This window comes from Synechococcus sp. H60.1, from assembly GCF_047462335.1.
Classification (GTDB): Bacteria; Cyanobacteriota; Cyanobacteriia; order Thermostichales; family Thermostichaceae; genus Thermostichus.
In genome coordinates this window covers 1-18,352 of record NZ_JANSJA010000037.1, presented here as the reverse complement: position 1 = coordinate 18,352, position 18,352 = coordinate 1, and the positions used below count along the sequence as shown (strand labels likewise).

At 60.9% G+C, this 18,352-nt stretch carries 15 protein-coding genes and 3 pseudogenes; 9 read left to right on the top strand and 9 right to left on the bottom strand.

Annotated elements, in window-relative coordinates:
- Nucleotides 1-355 (top strand): annotated as a pseudogene (locus tag NW852_RS02025) (IS630 family transposase); the annotation flags it as partial.
- A 1,130-nt stretch (nucleotides 356-1,485) separates the two neighbouring features.
- Here NW852_RS02025 and NW852_RS02020 read toward each other — a convergent pair.
- Nucleotides 1,486-2,589 (bottom strand): annotated as a pseudogene (locus NW852_RS02020) (CHASE2 domain-containing protein); the annotation flags it as partial.
- Between the two features lie 114 nt (nucleotides 2,590-2,703).
- Nucleotides 2,704-4,842 (bottom strand): polyribonucleotide nucleotidyltransferase, encoded by a 2,139-nt coding sequence (locus NW852_RS02015; RefSeq protein ID WP_414365518.1) that lies wholly within the window; start codon nucleotides 4,840-4,842, stop codon nucleotides 2,704-2,706.
- A 184-nt stretch (nucleotides 4,843-5,026) separates the two neighbouring features.
- Between NW852_RS02015 and NW852_RS02010 the strand changes: the two genes are divergently transcribed.
- Both NW852_RS02010 and NW852_RS02005 read left to right on the top strand, forming a co-directional pair.
- Nucleotides 5,027-5,149 carry a hypothetical protein gene (locus NW852_RS02010; protein WP_414365516.1) on the top strand — a complete coding sequence of 41 codons (123 nt, stop codon included), beginning with the start codon at nucleotides 5,027-5,029 and terminating at the stop codon, nucleotides 5,147-5,149.
- A gap of 182 nt (nucleotides 5,150-5,331) precedes the next feature.
- Nucleotides 5,332-6,972, top strand: coding sequence for a 2-isopropylmalate synthase (locus NW852_RS02005; protein WP_414365522.1), 1,641 nt, complete (start codon nucleotides 5,332-5,334; stop codon nucleotides 6,970-6,972).
- 24 nt (nucleotides 6,973-6,996) lie between these two features.
- Here the strand turns inward: NW852_RS02005 and NW852_RS02000 are convergent, their stop codons facing one another.
- From NW852_RS02000 to NW852_RS01980, 5 genes are all read right to left on the bottom strand, one after another.
- Nucleotides 6,997-8,028 carry an ABC transporter ATP-binding protein gene (locus NW852_RS02000; protein ID WP_414370539.1) on the bottom strand — a complete coding sequence of 344 codons (1,032 nt, stop codon included), beginning with the start codon at nucleotides 8,026-8,028 and terminating at the stop codon, nucleotides 6,997-6,999.
- Nucleotides 8,029-8,158: 130 nt separating this feature from the next.
- Nucleotides 8,159-8,362 carry a phycobilisome linker polypeptide gene (locus NW852_RS01995; RefSeq protein ID WP_414365520.1) on the bottom strand — a complete coding sequence of 68 codons (204 nt, stop codon included), beginning with the start codon at nucleotides 8,360-8,362 and terminating at the stop codon, nucleotides 8,159-8,161.
- Between the two features lie 165 nt (nucleotides 8,363-8,527).
- The gene (gene apcB / locus NW852_RS01990) at nucleotides 8,528-9,013 is read right to left on the bottom strand and encodes an allophycocyanin subunit beta (RefSeq protein ID WP_414365512.1); all 486 of its coding nucleotides are present in this window, start codon (nucleotides 9,011-9,013) and stop codon (nucleotides 8,528-8,530) included.
- A gap of 64 nt (nucleotides 9,014-9,077) precedes the next feature.
- Nucleotides 9,078-9,563 (bottom strand): allophycocyanin subunit alpha, encoded by a 486-nt coding sequence (gene apcA / locus NW852_RS01985; protein WP_011431038.1) that lies wholly within the window; start codon nucleotides 9,561-9,563, stop codon nucleotides 9,078-9,080.
- A gap of 353 nt (nucleotides 9,564-9,916) precedes the next feature.
- Nucleotides 9,917-10,606, bottom strand: coding sequence for a hypothetical protein (locus NW852_RS01980; RefSeq protein WP_414337860.1), 690 nt, complete (start codon nucleotides 10,604-10,606; stop codon nucleotides 9,917-9,919).
- Between the two features lie 301 nt (nucleotides 10,607-10,907).
- Here NW852_RS01980 and NW852_RS01975 point away from each other — a divergent pair, with 301 nt between their 5' ends.
- From NW852_RS01975 to NW852_RS01950, 6 genes are all read left to right on the top strand, one after another.
- Nucleotides 10,908-12,152, top strand: coding sequence for an HhoA/HhoB/HtrA family serine endopeptidase (locus tag NW852_RS01975; protein ID WP_414370607.1), 1,245 nt, complete (start codon nucleotides 10,908-10,910; stop codon nucleotides 12,150-12,152).
- A 175-nt stretch (nucleotides 12,153-12,327) separates the two neighbouring features.
- The gene (locus NW852_RS01970; protein ID WP_414337858.1) at nucleotides 12,328-13,227 is read left to right on the top strand and encodes a glycine betaine ABC transporter substrate-binding protein; all 900 of its coding nucleotides are present in this window, start codon (nucleotides 12,328-12,330) and stop codon (nucleotides 13,225-13,227) included.
- A 20-nt stretch (nucleotides 13,228-13,247) separates the two neighbouring features.
- On the top strand, nucleotides 13,248-14,216 hold the full coding sequence (locus NW852_RS01965) for an ABC transporter ATP-binding protein (protein ID WP_414370540.1): 969 nt from the start codon (nucleotides 13,248-13,250) through the stop codon (nucleotides 14,214-14,216).
- A complete protein-coding gene (locus NW852_RS01960; protein ID WP_414334363.1) occupies nucleotides 14,213-14,830 on the top strand; it encodes an ABC transporter permease in 618 nt (205 codons plus the stop codon). Before NW852_RS01965 ends, NW852_RS01960 begins: the two co-directional genes overlap by 4 nt.
- A gap of 57 nt (nucleotides 14,831-14,887) precedes the next feature.
- Complete coding sequence (locus tag NW852_RS01955) at nucleotides 14,888-16,270, top strand: sigma-70 family RNA polymerase sigma factor (protein ID WP_414370541.1); 1,383 nt, start codon at nucleotides 14,888-14,890, stop codon at nucleotides 16,268-16,270.
- An 8-nt stretch (nucleotides 16,271-16,278) separates the two neighbouring features.
- Nucleotides 16,279-16,920: a VanW family protein gene (locus NW852_RS01950; RefSeq protein ID WP_414426419.1), complete on the top strand. Its 642-nt coding sequence runs from the start codon at nucleotides 16,279-16,281 to the stop codon at nucleotides 16,918-16,920.
- A gap of 179 nt (nucleotides 16,921-17,099) precedes the next feature.
- Here NW852_RS01950 and ubiE read toward each other — a convergent pair whose 3' ends face one another.
- Complete coding sequence (ubiE, locus tag NW852_RS01945) at nucleotides 17,100-17,810, bottom strand: bifunctional demethylmenaquinone methyltransferase/2-methoxy-6-polyprenyl-1,4-benzoquinol methylase UbiE (RefSeq protein ID WP_414365504.1); 711 nt, start codon at nucleotides 17,808-17,810, stop codon at nucleotides 17,100-17,102.
- Nucleotides 17,811-17,861: 51 nt separating this feature from the next.
- Nucleotides 17,862-18,352: pseudogene (locus NW852_RS01940) on the bottom strand (hypothetical protein); the annotation flags it as partial.

Genomic DNA, 18,352 nt, shown 5'->3' with positions numbered 1-18,352 from the left:
GAGATATTCCAGCGGAGGATCTGATTGCTCTCGACCAGACAGGGGTGTGGGAGGGAATGGAACGGGGAGTAGCTCGGAGTTTACGCGGTCAAAGAGCTTATCATTATCGTCAGAGATGTAAGGGGGAAAAGCATACTGTTATTGGAGCTATTTCCCTGAGAGGTGCGGTTGGCCGTCGTGTCATCAAGGGTGGAATGAGGAAAGGGGATGTTTTGGAGTCTTCGAGAAGTGAGTTATGTCTGAAGCTAGAGGAAGGTTGTGATTATTAACTATCCATAAGAGTTGGGCAGTTGAGGAATTGATTAGGGGGATAGGTGTGCGAATCCTATACCTGGCTGGGTATGCGCCGGAGTTGCTACTGTACCCCTTAACTCTTTAACAGGCTGTATCTCAAGCTCTGGGGGAAGCTATGCCTGTGGTCTGCTGGAGCTGGGCGACCAGCTAAGCAAGAAAGAAGCCTCAATGCAGACAAAAGTTCCCTTTTCCCGGTGTTGTCCAAGTCTTTCAAAGTGGCATCTCCCAGTGCAGCTCGACGTAGGTATAGCCCTCCGGGGTGTGGGTGCGATGCCAGGATCCCTTGGGCAGGTAGCGGGCAATGGTATTCATGGCCTTGCTGCCATAGCCGCCACCGGGGCTGGGGGCGTATTCTACGCCGTCATTGATGACCGACAAGCAGCAGTGGCGCTCCTTTTGCACCAACGACACCTTGACGAAGGAGGCGTTGCCCTTGGGAGGTTGCACATGGGCGATGACATTGCCGATGGCCTCTCGCAAAAAGCGCAAGATATCCTCCCGTTGGTCAAACCACTCGCTAGTATTGGGCTCCTCCAGAGGTTGCAGATGGCGCTCCACAGGCAAGGTCAGGCTGCCCGTCCGAATCAGCTCGTCCAGATAGGTGTCAATGCCCCGGTGCAAGCCCTCCCGCAAGCTAGGGGAAATGCGCAGCTTGGTGGCCAGGGTGCGCACATCGTTAAGCTGCTCGCGAATGCCTCGCCCGATCCTTTCCAGTTGTTCCAGCAGACGATCGTAAATGGCAGGATCGGGATCCTTACCCTGCTGCTGTTGCCATTGCAAGCTTTCCAGCTCGTCCATCACCACCTTCAGCTCCTGCAGCTCACGATCGTGAATGTCGGTGGCAATGCGGTAGAGCAGCTTGCGGGCTTGGTCGATGGCGGCCTCCTGCTCGGCCCGGCGCAGACGCTCCAGTTCCTGTTGTTGGGCCAAGAGCCGCTCCTGGTTCTCCAGGATTACCAAGGTCAGAAGCAGGCTCACCCCCGCTAGGCCGACAGCCAAAGCCGGCAAGGTCAGTGGCCAAATCCAACGCCACAGCAAAAATTGGGTTACGGCCCACCCCTCATAAGCGGTCAGCCCCACCACCGGCCAGAGGAGAAACCGCTGTTGTTTCCAGTCCCGGCAATTCTGTCGCGGGGAGGGGCGATAGAGCACCAAGCTCAGGCCCGTTCCCGCACCCAGCAGGAAGACAACCCCCGCCGCTAGCCCTGCCGGCAGGGATCGGTACACCTCTCCGGTGAGCAGGCTCGAGAGGATTTGCGCTTGCAGCTCGACTGCCGCAATCTGGGATCCATCCACCGTCCGCACCGGGAAGGTCTCCGGGTACCCCCCCACAAAGCCCACTAGGACGATTTTGTCTCGTAGTTGGTCGGCAACTTTGGGGTCGAGGGGAGGGATCCCTTCTTGGCCGCGGCAGGCTTGGCCGGGGCTGAGCGTTGGGGAGCCGGATCCCGTCTGGGAGATCACCGGCGGACAGATCTGCTCGATGGGAATGATGGGGATGCTGTGCTGGGATCCAAGGGGGTTGAATTGAACTGGCTGCAAACCCCGTTCGCGCAACCAGCGGCTGGCCCGCTCCGGGTCGTACTTGGCAAAAGCCAAGGCCTCCGCCGAGGCAAACATCTGCTCCTTCTGGCTGTCGCGGCGTAGGTAAAGCCCCCGCAACTGGGCCTGGCGCAGGATTCCAGCCCCGTCCAGGCGGTGTTGCACCACTCCCTGGACATGTTCCGGTGCCACTAAGTACTCCAGCCGCAGGGAGGAAAAGGGCAAAAAGTGGTTGTAGATGTTGATCTCAGAACGACCAAAGCTCTCACTGCTGCGGGTAGCCAAGACCACGCGATCTGGGTAGCGCTGGATAACCTGACGCAGGGGAGCATCCAGGTCCTCGTTACCCAGATTCTGCGGCACCACAAAGCTACTGGGCAGGTTTAACACCACCACCCTGGCTTTGGCCTCTTCCAGTAGGCGCAAGGTCAGGCCAGCGTAGTTAGCCCGTTCCAGGAGAAAGTCAACATTGTGCTGGCCATCACCATTTTTTCCCTGCCCATCGCTGCGGCCATCGATGCCGATGATCACCACCTCCGGGGAAGGCTGCTGAGGGCCGCGCCAAGCGTAGAGCCATTCCTGGGCGTCGCTCTCCAGCCGCAGCAACAAAGGGTGCTGGGCAGAAAGGTTGAGCAAGGTGGCCCACCCCAGGCCCCAAGCTAAGGCCCAGCCCAGTCGCCGCCGAGAGGGAGACAGTTGCTTTTGAGGATCACGCCCTTGGCCAGCGAGAAGGGGAGCAGCGAGATTCGGCATAGGGGGCTGTTGAGGCCAACAAGTTGAAGAGTGCCTCCTCTGCCATCTTGGCCGCCGACAACGGCCGGCGAGAGGATCCCTTGCCCACCCAGTTGCTGGGGAAAAATCGCAACTTCAGGGGTGATGGTTGCGCACCCGTGCCGCCTCCTCGGGACTAATGCCGAGACGGGTGAGGTTAACGCGGCCCTTGTGGTCGATGCTGCGCACCTTGACCACCACCTCATCCTCCACAGCCACCTCATCTTCTACCCGGGTGACGCGGTACTCCGCCAGTTGCGAGATGTGGATCATGCCCTCTTTGCCGGGCAAGAACTCCACAAAGGCGCCGATGGGGATGATGCGGGTCACCTTGCCCAGGTACACCTGCCCCTCTTCTACCCGCCGCACTAGGTTTTCGATCATCGCCCGCGCCGCTTCTGCCTGGCCGCCTACCGAGGAGGATACAGTGATCGTGCCATCGTCGCTGATGTCCACCTTGGCTCCTGTCGCTTCCGTGATACTACGCACCATTTTGCCGCCAGGGCCGATGATCTTGCCGATATCTTCCGGATCCACCTTGAACGTGAGCAGACGGGGAGCCGTTTTGGCCAACTGGGGTCGAGGTGCTGGGAGAACCTCCAGCATCTTGTCGAGGATATAGTCACGCCCGGCCTTAGCCTGCAGGATGGCTTTCTCCACCACATCCACGGTGATGCCGGTAATTTTCATGTCCATCTGCAAAGCGGTGATCCCGGCCCGCGTGCCGGCCACCTTGAAGTCCATATCCCCCAAAAAGTCCTCGATGCCCTGGATGTCGGTGAGGATGCGCACCTCGTCCCCTTCCTTAATTAGACCCATGGCTACACCGCTGACCGGCGCTTTGATCGGCACCCCGGCATCCATCAAGGACAGAGTAGAGCCACAGACGGATCCCATCGAGGTGGAGCCATTGGAGGAGAGCACCTCCGACACCACCCGCACCACGTAGGGAAACTCCTCTTCCTTGGGCAGCACCGGCACCAAGGCCCGCTCCGCCAGCGCCCCATGTCCAATTTCCCGCCGTCCTGGCGAGCGTGAGGGCCGCACCTCTCCCACGGAAAAGCCGGGGAAGTTGTAGTGGTGCATGTAGCGCTTTTCGTCCACCGGGTGCAGATCGTCCAACTCCTGGGCATCGCCAGGGGTACCTAGGGTGGTGATGGAAAGAATTTGGGTGAGGCCGCGGTTGAACAGAGCGCTGCCGTGTACCCGCGGGATCAAGCCTACCCGGCAAGAGACTGGACGCACCTCGTCTAGCTTGCGCCCATCTACCCGCACCCCCTCCTGCAAGATCTGCTGGCGCATCAGCTTTTTGGTCAAAGCCTTGAACTGGTTGTCCAATTCCTTAGGATTTTCCAGGAGGTAGAGCCGCAAGGGATCTCCCTCTGGCCGTTCCTGGATCTGGGCCTCCAGCTTGGCCTTGATCGCCTCCAGTTGTTGCTCGCGGCTGGTCTTGTCTAGGAACTGCCTAAGGATGGAGCGAATGCTCTCTTGGGCGTGTTCCGCCACAAAGGCAATCAGCTCCTCGTTTTGGGGGGGCGGGGGCAGCTCCACAGGGGTGATGTTGAGATCGGCAAAAACTTGCTGTTGGGCCTTGAGCAGCTCTTGAACGGCCTCGAAACCGAACTCAATGGCCTCGACCACGTCCTTTTCCGGCAGTTGGTTGGCGCCGGCCTCCACCATGATCACGCCGTCAGCACAGCCAGCCACCACCAAATCCAGATCGCCGGCCTCGATTTCGGCATAGGTGGGGTTGAGGATGAACTCATCTTTAACCAAGCCAACCCGCACCGCCGCCACCGGGCCGTTGAAGGGGATGCGAGCACCATGGATGGCCAGCGAGGCCCCCAAAATACACAACACATCGGGCGGCACCTTGTCGTCCACCGAGAGGGTAGTGGCCACGATTTGCACATCGTCCCGCAGCCATTCTGGGAACAAAGGCCGCAGGGGCCGGTCTATAAGACGAGAGATCAGGGTGGCCCGCTCCGGTGGCCGACCTTCCCGCCGCAAGTAGCCTCCTGGGATCCGCCCGGCAGCGTAGAGCCGCTCCTCATAGTCCACCAGCAAAGGCAAGAAATCGACACCGGCCCGGCCGGGTTGTCGCGTAGCCGTAACCAAGACCGAAGTTTCCCCAGAAGTTAACCAGACTCCGCAACCTGCCTGGGGAGCCATCAACCCAATATTGATGTCAATTTCCCGCCCGTAAAAGGAAATCGACCGAGTATATTCTGCCATGTAACGCTTCGCCTTCTTTTTTTCTTGCCGCTATCGTAGCATTCTCTTTTTGCTTTGTTCTTTGGTGGTAGAGAGTTGGGGCGTCGCCAAAAACTGTTTTTCTGGCTCTGGCCAGGGATCCGCAGCAAGGCCAGGGTATAGGCCAGATGCTCGCTCGAAGCCAACCTAAGGGGCGCCTGTGCTGATGCTAGAGCCGCTGACCCCTGCCCAAATCAGGGCCTACTTGGATTGCATTGGCTACGTCGGCCCCACCCTGCGCCAGATCCACCTGGCCCACCTGACGAGAGAGAATACGAACACCTGCTGACCTGAGCCTTCGGGATCCGCCTTCCCACAACCTCTTCCGCCCCCGAGAGAAAGATGGCAAGACCTACAGCCACTCCGACAGAAGCCCGCCAGCTCTCTTCCAAACCCGATCCCAAACTCCATCCAGCAGTGCCAGAATAAGATGTCAAAATAAAAAGCGCTGTTTCGTTGTCCGAAAAGATTATGGATGCTGCGGCGGTTTCCACATTTGATGGCCAAGCTCTGGATCACGTGCTCATTTTCGACACCACCCTGCGCGACGGGGAGCAGTGTCCCGGCGCCACGCTGAATACCGAAGAGAAGCTGGCCATCGCCCGGCAACTGGCCCGGCTGGGGGTCGATATCATTGAAGCTGGGTTTGCCTATGCCAGCCCCGGGGACTTCGAGGCGGTGCAGAAGGTGGCCGAGCAGGTGGGCACCCCCGACGGCCCTGTCATTTGCAGCCTGGCCCGCGCCCTCAAGGCCGACATCGAAGCGGCAGCCGAAGCTCTTAAACCCGCCGCCAAGCCCCGTATCCACACCTTTATCTCCACCTCGGACATTCACCTCAAGTACCAGTTGCGCAAGACCCGCGCCGAAGTGCTGCAAATTGCCGAAGAGATGGTGGCCTACGCCAAGTCCTTCGTGGACGATGTGGAGTTCTCCATGATGGACGCCACCCGTTCCGATCCGGAGTTTCTCTACCAGGTGATCGAGGCAGCCATTCGGGCCGGCGCCAAAACCATCAACATCCCGGACACCGTCGGCTATGTCATGCCTGAGGAGTTCGGCCAACTGATCAAGGGCATCCGCGAGAACGTGCCCAACATCAAGCAGGCCATTATCTCGGTTCACGGCCACGACGACCTGGGAGTCTCAGTAGCCAACTTTCTGGAGGCGATCAAGCAGGGGGCACGGCAAGTGGAAGTGACCATCAACGGCATCGGCGAGCGGGCCGGCAACGCGGCGCTGGAAGAGTTGGTGATGGCCCTGCACGTGCGCCGCAGTTACTTCAACCCCTACTTTGGCCTGCCGGTGGACTCGGAAAAACCCCTCACCCACATCAAAACCCAGGAGATCTACCGCACCTCCCGCCTGGTCTCCAACCTCACCGGCATGTTGGTGCAGCCCAACAAGGCCATTGTCGGTGCCAACGCCTTTGCCCACGAATCGGGCATCCACCAAGACGGCATGCTCAAAAACCGCCAGACCTACGAGATTATGGACGCCCAGACCATCGGCTTGCAATCGAGCACGCTGGTGCTGGGCAAACACTCGGGCCGCAACGCCTTCCGTACCCGCCTCCGGGAGTTGGGCTTCGAGCTCTCAGAGCAGGATTTGAACAAAGCCTTCCTGCGCTTCAAAGAGCTGGCGGACAAGAAGAAAGAGATCACCGACCTGGATCTGGAGGCAATCGTCAACGACGAGACCCGCCCGGTACCCGATCTCTACCGCCTGGAGCACGTGCAAGTGGTGTGCGGCAACCACGAGGCTCCCACCGCCACCGTGCGCCTGATCACCCCTGAGGGTGAAGAGCGGGTGGACGCCGCCGTGGGCACAGGTCCGGTGGACGCGGTGTACAAAGCCATCAACCGCATCGTCAACATCCCCAATAAGTTAATCGAGTTTTCCGTCCAGTCGGTTACCGCCGGCATCGACGCCATGGGGGAAGTCACCATTCGCCTGCGCCACGAGGATCGCGTCTTCTCTGGCCACGCCGCCAATACGGACATCATCGTTGCCTCAGCCCAAGCCTATATGAACGCCCTCAATAAGCTTTACGCCGCTCTGCACGCGGCCCGCTCGACGGCTGAGCAACGGCAGGCTGCCACCCAGAAGATCTGATGGTCTGCCGCCAGGAGTGCTCCTCTAGGAGCGGGCTGCAGGGATCCCTTCCGCAAACACCCGCCTGATTACTTCCTCGATCGGCGGGTCTGTTACCGTCAAGTCCAGCACCTCCAGATCCGCCAGGAGCTGGGCAACCGTCTGGGTGAGGTGTTCCCGCCGCACCCACAGCCGCACCTCACAGCTGCTGCCGGGATCCCCCTCGCTGCGCAGCTCTCCATAGACTTGCAATTGGGCGAGGGGGCAGGGGCGAGCCAATTCCAGCTTCACCTCGCGATAGGGGGCAAAGCGCTGCCGCAGCTCCTCGAGGCCGCCATCGTAAATGAGTTGCCCGGCGCTGATCACCAGCACCCGTTCACAGAGCGCCGTAATGTCGGCCATGTAGTGGCTGGTCAACAAGACTGTTGCCCCGTAGCGGCGGTTGTAGTCCCGCAGAAATTGCCGCACGGCGGCCTGAGCGTTAACATCCAACCCCAAGGTCGGCTCATCCAAAAACAAGATCTGCGGGCGGTGGATCAGGGCCGCCAGCAGTTCCGCCTTCATCCGCTCCCCCAGAGAAAGCTTGCGCACTGGCTGCTTCAGCTTGCCCTGCAGGTCGAGCAGCTCCGCCAACTCCCCCACTCGCTCGCGAAACTCCTTTTCCGGGATCTCATAAACGGCAGCGTTAATCCGCAGAGAATCTATGGCCGGCAGATCCCAGATAAGCTGTTGCTTCTGGCCCATCACCAGGGTGATCTGCCGCAAAAAAGATGGCTCGCGCCGGTAGGGCACGTGGCCGACCACCTGCAGCGTGCCCCCGGAAGGGTAGATGAGACCCGCCAGCATCTTGAGGGTAGTGGTCTTGCCTGCCCCGTTCGGCCCCAAAAAACCCACCACCTCCCCCGGCTGAATCTGGAAGCTCATGGATTGCACCGCTGCGATGTAGTGATAGGTACGGCGAAAAAAGTGGCGCAACGTACCGACCACCCCCGCTTCCTTAATGGCTACCGGGTAAACCTTGCTCAGGTCGCGAGCCACGATGATCGGCTCAGGTCGGATTGGCACGTCAGACGACATAGCTCCTCACCCCCTAAAACAATCAGATCCGCTAGCCCAACTTCAAGGGCAAACCTCCTGAAGCTGGGCATGTCGGATCTGGCTGGGGGTATTCTCAGTATGGAGGAGAAACAGCAAACAGGCAGGGGAACTACAGCAGTCCTACGTCTATCCCAGGCTTGCCGGCAACCAGCTCCACCTTCAGGATACGGCCACCCGACTTTTGGATACGCTGTTGCTCCCGAAACCAGTTGTCGTAGGGCACCAGCTTCGTGAAGTAGGTATTTTGCAGCTCCCGCTGGGTGCGAATGCGGGTTTGGCTGGGCACACAGGCCGTGATCTTAAACAGGCGCATGATAAAGGATCCCTGTTGACAGCAAAGTAACTGACTTGACCAGCAAAACAGGCGACTCACCTCAGAAAGCTCGCGTACCCCAGTTAGCACACCAGATCCCTGCGGCAAATCGCCTGTCATGCTCGTTAGACAATGAACCTCACGCCAAGGCAATGACGCTGGCAGTTAGCTCAGGCCAGAGCAGATGTAGTCGAAGTACACACCCATTTCCTTGCCGGCTTCAGGCCCCACCAGGGCAGCGGTTACTTCTTTCATGGCTTGAATGGCCTGAATGGTGGCCCCAATCGGCACTCCCAGCGAGTTATAGGTCTCTTTGAGGCCGTTGAGCACCCGCTCGTCGAGGATGGAGGGATCCCCAGCCAACATGGCGTAGGTAGCGTAGCGCAGGTAGTAGTCCATGTCGCGGATGCAAGCGGCATAGCGACGGGTGGTGTACATGTTACCACCGGGACGGGTGAGGTCGGAGTAGAGCAACGCCTTGGCCGCCGCATCTTTAACAATGGTGGAGGCGTTGGCCGCGATTGTAGCAGCCGCTCGCACCCGCAGCTCGCCCGTGGCGAAGAAAGCCTTCAACTTGTCCATGGCCGAGCTGTCGAGATACTTGCCTTGGACGTCGTAGCTATTGATCACAGCAGTAATCGCGTCTTGCATGATGAGCTTCCTAAATCCAAATCGGTGAACGTTAAACAGTTGCGCGGTTAGAACAATGTAGGGATTAGCTCATTGCCCCCACCACAAAGTCAAAGTAGTAACCGGCCTCAGCCGCGTCCTCAGGAGACAACAGGCCCATGGCCACCTGCTTCATTTGGCGAATGCTCTCGGCCACCGCCGGAATAGGCGTGCCCAAAGAGTTGTACATCTCCCGCACCCCCACCAAGCCAATCTCCTCAATCGGGGTGACATCGCCGGCAACGATCCCGTAGGTGATCAGGCGCAGGTAGTAGTCCATGTCCCGCAGGCAAGTTGCCGTCATCTCCTCTCCGTAAGCATTGCCACCTGGGGAGACGATGTCAGGACGCTTCTGGAAGAGTTGATCGGCAGCTTGTTTGACGATGCGCTCGCGAGACTCAGTCAAGACTTGAGCGATGCGCAGCCGCTTCTCGCCGGAGGTAACAAAGGACTTAATCCGATCCAGCTCCCCCGGGCTGAGGTAGCGGGCCTCTGCATCCGCATTCACAATCGATTTCGTGACAACACTCATGGACATCCATCCTCAAGTCAATTTTTTAAAGAGTATGACGAGCATACCCGCAAGCTATTTTCCGACATGCTTGCCGTCTGCCATCTCAGATCTTCACACTTCTTAAAATGCCTCCCAGGAAAGGAGCGCTCCCTTCCCGTCAACTCCTGCAGCGGCTGTCCGGCAAGGGGGACGTTTGTCAATAAGCGTAAAACAGTCCCTGCTGGGCCAGCTGGAATAGACCCAGGTGGCCACAGAGCAACCCACCCCTGCTTAGCTTTGCGGAGTGGGCAATAGCTTGAGGGCGGGCAGTGTGGCAAGGGATGGCGATCGGCGCTAGGGAGTTAAAGTTAAGTTGCGCTTTTCAGGTGTCGCTAGGGCAGATAGGGCTGAAAGTCCTGAGTGACCGTCAGGGTCAAGTTGGCGTTGGGATCGATCACCGCCACCTCCGGCGCCGTCACATTGCCGATCACGGCCCCCGCTGCCGCTCCACCTAGCACCTTCTCCGTCGAGATCACCCGGTCGCCGAACAGGCCGCCCAAGATCGCCCCTGCCGCCGCCCCGATCAGGGCATCCTGCACAACTGCCTCTGCAGAAGTGTGGCGGGGATCCTTGCGCAGCGGGATTACCTGGCTTTGGGCGTAGAGAGGATAGGATTGGCCGTTGAAGATCAAGGCCCGCGAGACAAACTGGGTGCCGCCGCTCACCGGCTGGAATTGGCCTTCTAGGATAGCTCCCGCCGGCACGACCATGTTGCCGTAGATATCCCGCAGGGGAGTCTCCAGGCTAAGGCTGACGGCGCGGGTTTCGCCAGGGGCAATCAAGAGGGCTTCCGGAGAGCGATGCACGGCTTGGATGAGATCCCCAGAGCGCAACAGCAAGGTGGTTTGCAGTTGAAAGGGCTGGCTTGGCTCATCAGGGGGAAGGGGGTTCACCGGGCGCCATCCCTGGCCGGGGGGCGGTGGCGGCAAGGGATCCCTTTGCGCCAAAACCGGGGTGGCTGCCGGTAGCCAGAGAAAACCGGCGAGTAGAGGAGCCAACAGACGACGGGCTGGGTTGGTCATGGTCTTACCCCCGATCTACCACTTCTACGTTAGCTGTAAGCCGGCCAAAGCTGGGGACAACAGCCCTGTCTGGCCTTCTATCCCCATCAAAGCCAGTTGGATATAGGGTGGCTACTCCAGGCAAGCAGATTCCGCTGCTCTTCAACCCAGATGGAAGTACGGAAAAGCGCCGCGGCTGCCGCCTTGGGATCCCTGCTGTCCATGCTAGATTAGGCCCTAGGTTTCGCAGGGGGCCAAGGTATTTCTGCGCTCCCAGCTCTTCTCTTCCTTGACTCAGGTAGCTATGAAGCGCAGCACATCCATGCCGGGCCAACCTTCTCCCAGTTCAGAAGCTTCTGCTCAACCTGCCTGTTTGCATCAGCAGGACGGAGTTCGTTCCTTTTTTGAGCCTTTGGCCGTTCTTAAGTCTCTTCTCTCGCCGCTGCTGCTGGTGCTCTTGGGCATTGGGCTAGGAGCAGCTCTCATGGGAAGCAACGGAGTATCTGCGCAAACGACGGCAACCCCGCCCCAACTGAACCTGAATTTTATCGCCGAGGTGGCGCAAAAGGTGGGGCCGGCGGTGGTGCGCATCGACTCCGAGCGGACGGTGCGCGTTCCGGGCGCTTTTCCAGAGGAGTTCTTTAGCGATCCCTTCTTCCGGGATTTCTTTGGCCAAGCGATCCCTTCCATCCCCCGCCAACGGCGGCAACAGGGCACTGGCTCCGGCTTTATCATCAGCCCGGACGGCCAGATCATCACCAACGCCCATGTGGTCGAGGGATCCGACAAGGTGACGGTGACGCTCAAGGATACCCGCAGCTTTGACGGCAAAGTAATTGGCACCGATCCGGTGACGGACATTGCGGTGGTGAAGATCGAGGCCCAGAACCTGCCGACGGTGAAGCTGGGCCGCTCCGAACTGCTGGAGCCGGGCCAGTGGGCCATTGCCATCGGCAACCCCCTGGGGCTGGACAACACCGTAACCGCTGGGATCATCAGCGCTTTGGGCCGCTCCAGCGGCGAGATCCGCGTGCCCGACAAGCGGGTGTCTTTTATCCAGACGGATGCGGCCATCAACCCCGGCAACTCAGGCGGCCCCCTGCTCAATGCTCAAGGGGAGGTGATCGGGGTGAACACGGCTATCATCCAAGGGGCGCAAGGGCTGGGCTTTGCCATTCCCATCGAGACAGCTCAGCGGGTGGCCAACCAGTTGATCGCCCGCGGCAAGGTGGATCACCCCTACCTGGGCATCCGTATGCTCACCCTCACCCCCGACCTGAAGGAACGGCTCAATCAGGATCCCAACAGCCGCATTTTCGTGACGGTGGATCAGGGGGTGCTCATCGGCGAGGTGATCCAGGGATCCCCGGCAGAGCGGGCGGGCCTGCGCGCCGGAGACATCATTCTTGCCATCAATGGCCGCGCCGTCACCACCGCCGACCAAGTGCAACAGGAGGTGGAGCGCACCGAGGTGGGCAGCACCCTGGAGCTGGAGATCGAGCGAGCTGGGCGGCGGCAGAAGATCCGGGCCGTCACCGGATCGTTCCCGGCCCCCGGCAGAGGCTAATGGGATGGGGTTGAGGCTCTGGGGCGGGGCAATGCCGGTAGTGCCGCTGTCGCTCTTGCAGTTACGGATCGGGGACAATAATGGTTTAATGGTGACTTAACAGTCGCAACTTCCTGGCCCAGGCCGGAACACTCTCGGCAGGGCCGCTTGTCTCGAGTTGGGGATCCCTTTTGCCATGCTCAAAACCACTCGTCGCCTGGCTCTGCTGGCCCTCTCGGGGCTGGCCGCCCTTGTTCTTGCCCCTCAAGCGGGCCTTGCCAAACCGATTGTGGTCGGCTCTAAGGACTTCACCGAGCAGTTTATCTTGGGGGAAATGTACGCCTTGGCTCTGGAGGCGGCGGGGTTGGCGGTGGAGCGCAAGCTCAACTTGGGGGGAACGCCGGTGGCCCATGCCGGCCTGCTGAGCGGCGAGATCGATCTCTACCCGGAGTACACCGGCACCGGCCTGCTGACGGTGCTCAAGCTGCCCAGCAGCAGCGACCCGGCCCAGGTATACGCGACGGTGGCCCGCGAGTACGAGCGCCAGTTCCAACTGGTTTGGCTGGATCCGGCCCCCATGAACAACACCCAGGCCCTGGCCATGACCCGCGCCAGAGCGGCGGAGCTGGGCATCACTACCCTCTCAGACATGGTGGCCAGAGCAGGCGAGCTGGTGATGATCGGGCCGCCGGAGTTTCAAGCCCGCGAAGACGGCCTGCCGGGACTGCGAGCGGTCTACGGCAACTTTCGCCTCAAAGCCTACAAGGCGGTGGATCCCGGCCTGCGCTACCAGGGCTTGGTCAATGGGGAGGCGGATGTGGCGGTGGCCTTTGGCACTGACGGGGAAATTGCCGCCTTTGACCTGGTGGTGCTCAAGGACGACAAGCAGCTTTTCCCCCCTTACCAGGTGGCGCCGGTGGTGCGCAAAGATACCCTGGAGGCCAACCCCGGCATCGCCACTGCTTTGAACGCCCTTGCTCCGTTGCTGACGGACGAGGTGATGCAGCGGCTGAACTACGAGGTGAGCGGCAAGCGCAAGGAGCCGGCAGAGGTGGCGAGATCCTTCTTGGTGGAGGCCGGTATTTTGAAGAAATAGCCGTTGCCCGAGGCCCCGGCGTGACCACCCTTGAATTCGAGCGGGTATCGCTGCGCTTCCCCCACAGTTCCCGTCCGGCTGTGGAGGAGTGCAGTTTTTCTGTGGCCTCAGGGCAGTTGGTAGTCATCCTCGGCCCTTCCGGCTGCGGCAAAACCACCCTTCTGAAGATGGTGAACCGGCTGCTGGAGCCCACCCAAGGACAGATTCGCCTGGATGGGCAGGATATCCGCCACTTTCCGGTGACGGCGCTGCGCCAGCGCATCGGCTATGTCATCCAGCAGGTGGGGTTGTTTCCCCACATGACGGTGGCCCAGAATGTGGCGGTGGTGCCGCGACTTTTGGGCTGGCCAAGGGAGCGCATCCGCGAGCGAGTGGACGAGCTGCTCAGCTTGGTCAACTTGCCCCCCCAAGAATACCGACGTCGCTACCCGGCTCAACTCTCAGGCGGCCAACAGCAGCGGGTGGGGCTGGCGCGGGCGCTGGCCGGGGATCCGGATCTGCTGCTGATGGACGAACCCTTTGGGGCCCTCGACGCCATCACCCGTAGCAAGCTACAAGATGAGATCCTGCGCCTGCAGCGGCAACTGAGAAAGACCATCCTCTTCGTCTCCCACGACGTGGAAGAGGCGCTACGCCTGGCAGATCGCATCTTGGTGATGCAGCAGGGGCGGGTGGTGCAGTTCGATACTCCCTTTCGACTGCTCACCCAGCCGGCCACCCCCTTTGTCAGAGAGCTATTGGGGGCAGACGACATGGTGCGGCAACTGAGCGTGCTGCGGGTGGAAACGGCGATGGAGCGGATCCCGCACAACCACCAGATCCAGGAGGGGGCGGTGGTAAAGCCCCACGAAACCCTACGGCGGGCCTTGTCGCTGCTGCTGCGCACGGGGGCGGCGGCTCTCACAGTGTGGGAAGACGGGCGGGCTATCGGCATCGTTACCCTGGATCACATCCGCCATCTGGCCATGCTGGAGGGGGGATCCGCATGAGCTACCTTCTCCGCCATCCCGGCTTGGTGTGGCAGCTTACCCAAGAGCACCTAGCAATGGTGGCGACGGCCTTGGGGATTGCGCTGGTGCTGGCGCTGCCGTTGGCTTTGCTGGTTCACCACGTGCGCTGGCTAGCCCTACCGCTGATGGGGATCCTCAGCATCCTGTACACGGTGCCCAGCCTGGCTCTAATCATTTTGTTGATCCCTTGGTTCGGGCTCAATGCCCGCTCGGTGGTGGTGGCGATGGTGCTCTACTCGCAGGTGATCTTGGTGCGCCACCTGTACGTGGGTTTGCAATCAGTGGAGCCGGCTCTTCTGGAGGCAGCCAAGGGTCTGGGGATGAACCTCTGGCAGCGGTGGTGGCAGGTGCAGCTACCCCTGATGCTGCCGGTTGCCCTGGCCGGCTTGCGGCTGGCGGCAATTGTGGCCATTGCCATTGCCACGGTGGGGGCCAAGTTTGGGGCAGGGGGGCTGGGCACCCTGCTTTTTGAGGGCATTGCCCAGGCCGGTCGCTACGACAAAATCTGGGCTGGATCTCTAGCGGTGGGATCCCTGGCCTTGCTGGTGAACACGGCTCTGCTGGGGCTGGAGTGGGCGGCTCGCCGCGGCTGAGGGGATAGGCTTTCATCAGGTCTATCTTCGTTTCTGTGGGACGACGCTGGGTGTAGCATGGCTGAGCAACCAAGGACTCCGTCTCCCTGGCGCGAGCGGGTGAGGGATTGGCCATCCCGCAGCGATGTGGAGCTGATGGAAGCGCTCACAGCAGGGCATTCTGTTGCCCTGGCTGTACTCTACGATCGCTATGCCGGCTTGATCTGTGGGCTGGCCCTTAAGATCCTGGGCCATGCGGCCGAGGCGGAAGATCTGACTCAGGCGGTGTTTGTCGAACTGTGGCACAAGCCCGACTATGATCCGCGGCAGGGATCCGTGAGCAGTTTTTTGTGTGCGTTGACCCGTTCGCGAGCCATTGAGCGTCTGCGCTCCCAGGATAGCCATCAACGTTTTTTGAAACACTGGCAACCCCTGCTCGCCGCCGATGGCAGTGCTCTGATCCCTTTTGAGCAGCTCTCCCTCGAGGAGCGACGGCAAGCGGTGCAGGAGGCCCTCAGCCAACTGCCGGAAAGCCAACGGCAGGTTCTCGAGCTGCTCTACTACCAGGGGTTGAGCCAGGCGGACATTGCCCAACACTGGGGGATCCCGCTGGAGGCGGTTAAAGCCCGCACTCGCCAGGCCCTCTGCAAGTTGCGGGAATCGCTCTCCTTGGAGTTAAGTTCTGGGTCTGAAGCCGCCTCGCCTCCTTCATCAGAAGCACAGGAAGAACTGGCCGGCTATCTGCTGGGGGACTTGTCTCCTGGACAGGCAAGCGCCCTGGAGGCACGCCTAACCCAAGACCCGCGGTTGCTGGCAGAGTTGCAGGCCCTGCAAGAAACCCTGCATCTGCTGCCCTATGGGTTGCCAGGGGTGATTCCGCCGGCCAGCTTGCGGGGCAAGGTGATGGCAGAGGCGGGCATTGAGGAGGCGCTGACCCCTCTTCAGCCGGCACTGTCCTCTCTGGGGTTCGGTCGCCTCACGGCTGAGTGGCGCTGGGTAGGGGGCTTGGCGGCAGGGGCCTTGGCTTTGCTGGTTTTCGACAACTGGCGACTGCGACAGGCGCTACAACTGGCCCGGCTAGAATCGGTGCAGACATTGTCCCATCTCTTGCAACAGCCGGGATCCCGTCTGGTGAACTTGCAGGGAGAGGTGGGGTCGGCCAACCTGCTGTTGCGCCCAGGAGAGTGGCAGGAGGTGGTCTTGGCGGCAAGGGATCTGCCCCAACCGGCCCCTGGAGAGCGTTACCATCTCTGGCTCAAGCTGGACGACGGCGAGATCCTCCACTGCGGCACCTTTCAGGTGGATGCCCAGGGATCCGCACTTGTGGCCTTGCGCCCGCCACACCCGCTGCCAGAGGGCGCCCGCCCCCAAGAGGTGCTGGTTACGGCCCAAGCCGCTGCCGTCCCTCGCCAACCCCAGGGTGAGGTTCTCTTGAAAGCCAAGGTGTCTTGGGAAAAGTGAAAGGGAAGATGCGGGGATTGGCTTTGTCGGTGGGGTTGGCCCTGGCCCTGCTGGCTCTGTGGTGGACGGATCCCACCCCAACCACCCTGAGCCGATACACCACTTCCTTGCAGGAGCGCACTCCCTCGCAGCTCCACAACATTCGCCAAGCAGCCCAAAGCCTGGATGGGGTTTACATTCGGCCAAGGGCAGTTTTTTCTTTCAACCAGGTGGTAGGGCCGCGCACCCTCGAGCGGGGCTATCTGCCTGCACCGGTATTCATGGTGGCCGAAACCCTGGATTCGGTTGGGGGCGGGATCTGTCAAGTCTCCTCCAGCCTATACAACGCGGCTTTGCTGGCGGGGCTGGAGGTGGTGGAAAGGCACCCCCATTACCGACCCGTGGAGTCGGTGCCCCCCGGCCTGGATGCCACCGTTTGGTACGGCTTGGCCGACCTCAAGCTGCGCAACCCCTTCCCTTGGCCGGTGCGCCTGCGCCTTCAGATCCGCGGCCAAAATCTCATCGTGTCGGTGCTGGGACGGGGATCCCGCCACGCCCTCCAGATCCCCCCCATTCACGTGGAGCAGCAGCGGCTGGATCCCCAGCATTTGCAGGTGAGCGTCTATCGCGGCAACAAGCTCCTCTCCCAGGATCGCTATGTTGCTCCCTAGCCGCCAAGCCCCTCTTGGCCAAGTCCGCTGCGTCTCCTCGGAGGCCGCATCCTAAGCTGCCTCTTCAACCGGTTTGAGACGCTGGCCAGGCGCTCTGCACTGCTGGTGACCCCCTCACCCCCAGCCCCTCTCCCAAAGGAAGAGGGGGGTCTAAGGAGCGAGGGGAGAAGCCGTTTGGATCATCTTGCAACCACCAGCACTCCCATCATGCCACCGGCTAGGGGGTAAAACTTGGCAGTAGAAAATCCTGCCTGCAAGGCCATTTGCCGCTGCTCTTCGCCAGAGGGGAAGCCGTCCAAACTGGGATCGAGGTAGGCATATTCAGATCCCAGTCCCAGGGTTTGGGCCTGGGCAACGACCTGGGTGTTCAGGTACCAGCGCTGAAAGTGAGCAAGAAACGGGATCCCTGTGGGGCGATGAAAGTCCAAAATAGCGGCACGACAGCCGGGCTTGAGCACCCGGCAAATCTCTCGCAACGCCTGCGGGATATCGGTTACGTTGCGCAGGCCATAGCCCATTGTAACGGCATCAAAACTGTCGTCGGAAAAAGGCAAGGCCAGGGCGTCTCCCAACACCCACTCGAGGAAGTAGCCGGGAAAAAGACGGGAGCGCCGCCGAGCAATATCCAGCATGGCCGGGGAGAAATCCAGGCCGACCACATGTCCCCTTCGTCCCACCCGGCGGGCCAGTTGTAGCGCCAGGTCGCCAGTGCCGCAGCAGAGATCCAACACGTGCCCGCCAGGGCCGGCGCGCGACCAGCGCACAGCCATGCGCTTCCAAACCTGATGCAGGCCCAGGCTCAGGGTTTGGTTGAGGGCATCGTAGTGGGGGGCAATGCGGTCGAAGAGCTCCCGAATCTGCTCAGGGCGCTCAAAGGCTGGGCTGGGCACCGCTTCTCAACTCCGCTTTGCATCGATCGTACCAGCAGTCTCCAGACAGGGCTATTGCGGCACCGGGATCCCGCTCACGCCGACTCGGTGGCGGCGGCTGGGATAATCGGCCAGGCTCAAGGACAAAGACCGGGATCCGGCCAAGCTGGAGGCGGGGATGCGGACAGTTCCCTGGAAGACTTGGCTGTTGGGAGGCAGCTCCCCAGGCAGGCCTTGGGTGAGAGCGTTGATTGACCGTCCGGTGTCGTCAGTAACGTTCAGGAAGCTGTAGAGAAAGCGCACCGTCTCTGCCGAATTGTTCTGCATCGCCACGTTCAAAACCACTTGCCCTCCCTCGCGGCGAACTGAGAGCACCTGCATGGCAACCTGCCCGCTGGCAGCCACTTGCCGAGGTGGGGGAGGTGGTGTAAGTGCTGGTGGCGGCGAGGGGCGCAGCAGTTGGGGAGAGGGAGAAGCAGGCCGCAGGGTGGGGGATGGGGCTACCGCCAACTCAGGAGATAAGGGGGGGGTGGGCGTCGGAGTGGGTCTGGCTACGGGAACGG

Excerpts from the sequence above, each read along its gene's own strand:
- apcA (WP_011431038.1), bottom strand. The coding sequence starts at position 9,563 with ATGAGTGTTGTCACGAAATCGATTGTGAATGCGGATGCAGAGGCCCGC.
- NW852_RS01995 (WP_414365520.1), bottom strand. The coding sequence starts at position 8,362 with ATGCGCCTGTTTAAGATCACGGCCTGTGTGCCCAGCCAAACCCGCATT.
- NW852_RS01950 (WP_414426419.1), top strand. The coding sequence starts at position 16,279 with ATGCGGGGATTGGCTTTGTCGGTGGGGTTGGCCCTGGCCCTGCTGGCT.
- NW852_RS01980 (WP_414337860.1), bottom strand. The coding sequence starts at position 10,606 with ATGACCAACCCAGCCCGTCGTCTGTTGGCTCCTCTACTCGCCGGTTTT.
- NW852_RS02010 (WP_414365516.1), top strand. The coding sequence starts at position 5,027 with ATGCTAGAGCCGCTGACCCCTGCCCAAATCAGGGCCTACTTGGATTGC.
- NW852_RS02000 (WP_414370539.1), bottom strand. The coding sequence starts at position 8,028 with ATGTCGTCTGACGTGCCAATCCGACCTGAGCCGATCATCGTGGCTCGC.
- apcB (WP_414365512.1), bottom strand. The coding sequence starts at position 9,013 with ATGCAAGACGCGATTACTGCTGTGATCAATAGCTACGACGTCCAAGGC.
- NW852_RS02015 (WP_414365518.1), bottom strand. The coding sequence starts at position 4,842 with ATGGCAGAATATACTCGGTCGATTTCCTTTTACGGGCGGGAAATTGAC.
- NW852_RS02005 (WP_414365522.1), top strand. The coding sequence starts at position 5,332 with ATGGATGCTGCGGCGGTTTCCACATTTGATGGCCAAGCTCTGGATCAC.
- NW852_RS01955 (WP_414370541.1), top strand. The coding sequence starts at position 14,888 with ATGGCTGAGCAACCAAGGACTCCGTCTCCCTGGCGCGAGCGGGTGAGG.
- NW852_RS01960 (WP_414334363.1), top strand. The coding sequence starts at position 14,213 with ATGAGCTACCTTCTCCGCCATCCCGGCTTGGTGTGGCAGCTTACCCAA.
- NW852_RS01970 (WP_414337858.1), top strand. The coding sequence starts at position 12,328 with ATGCTCAAAACCACTCGTCGCCTGGCTCTGCTGGCCCTCTCGGGGCTG.
- NW852_RS01975 (WP_414370607.1), top strand. The coding sequence starts at position 10,908 with ATGCCGGGCCAACCTTCTCCCAGTTCAGAAGCTTCTGCTCAACCTGCC.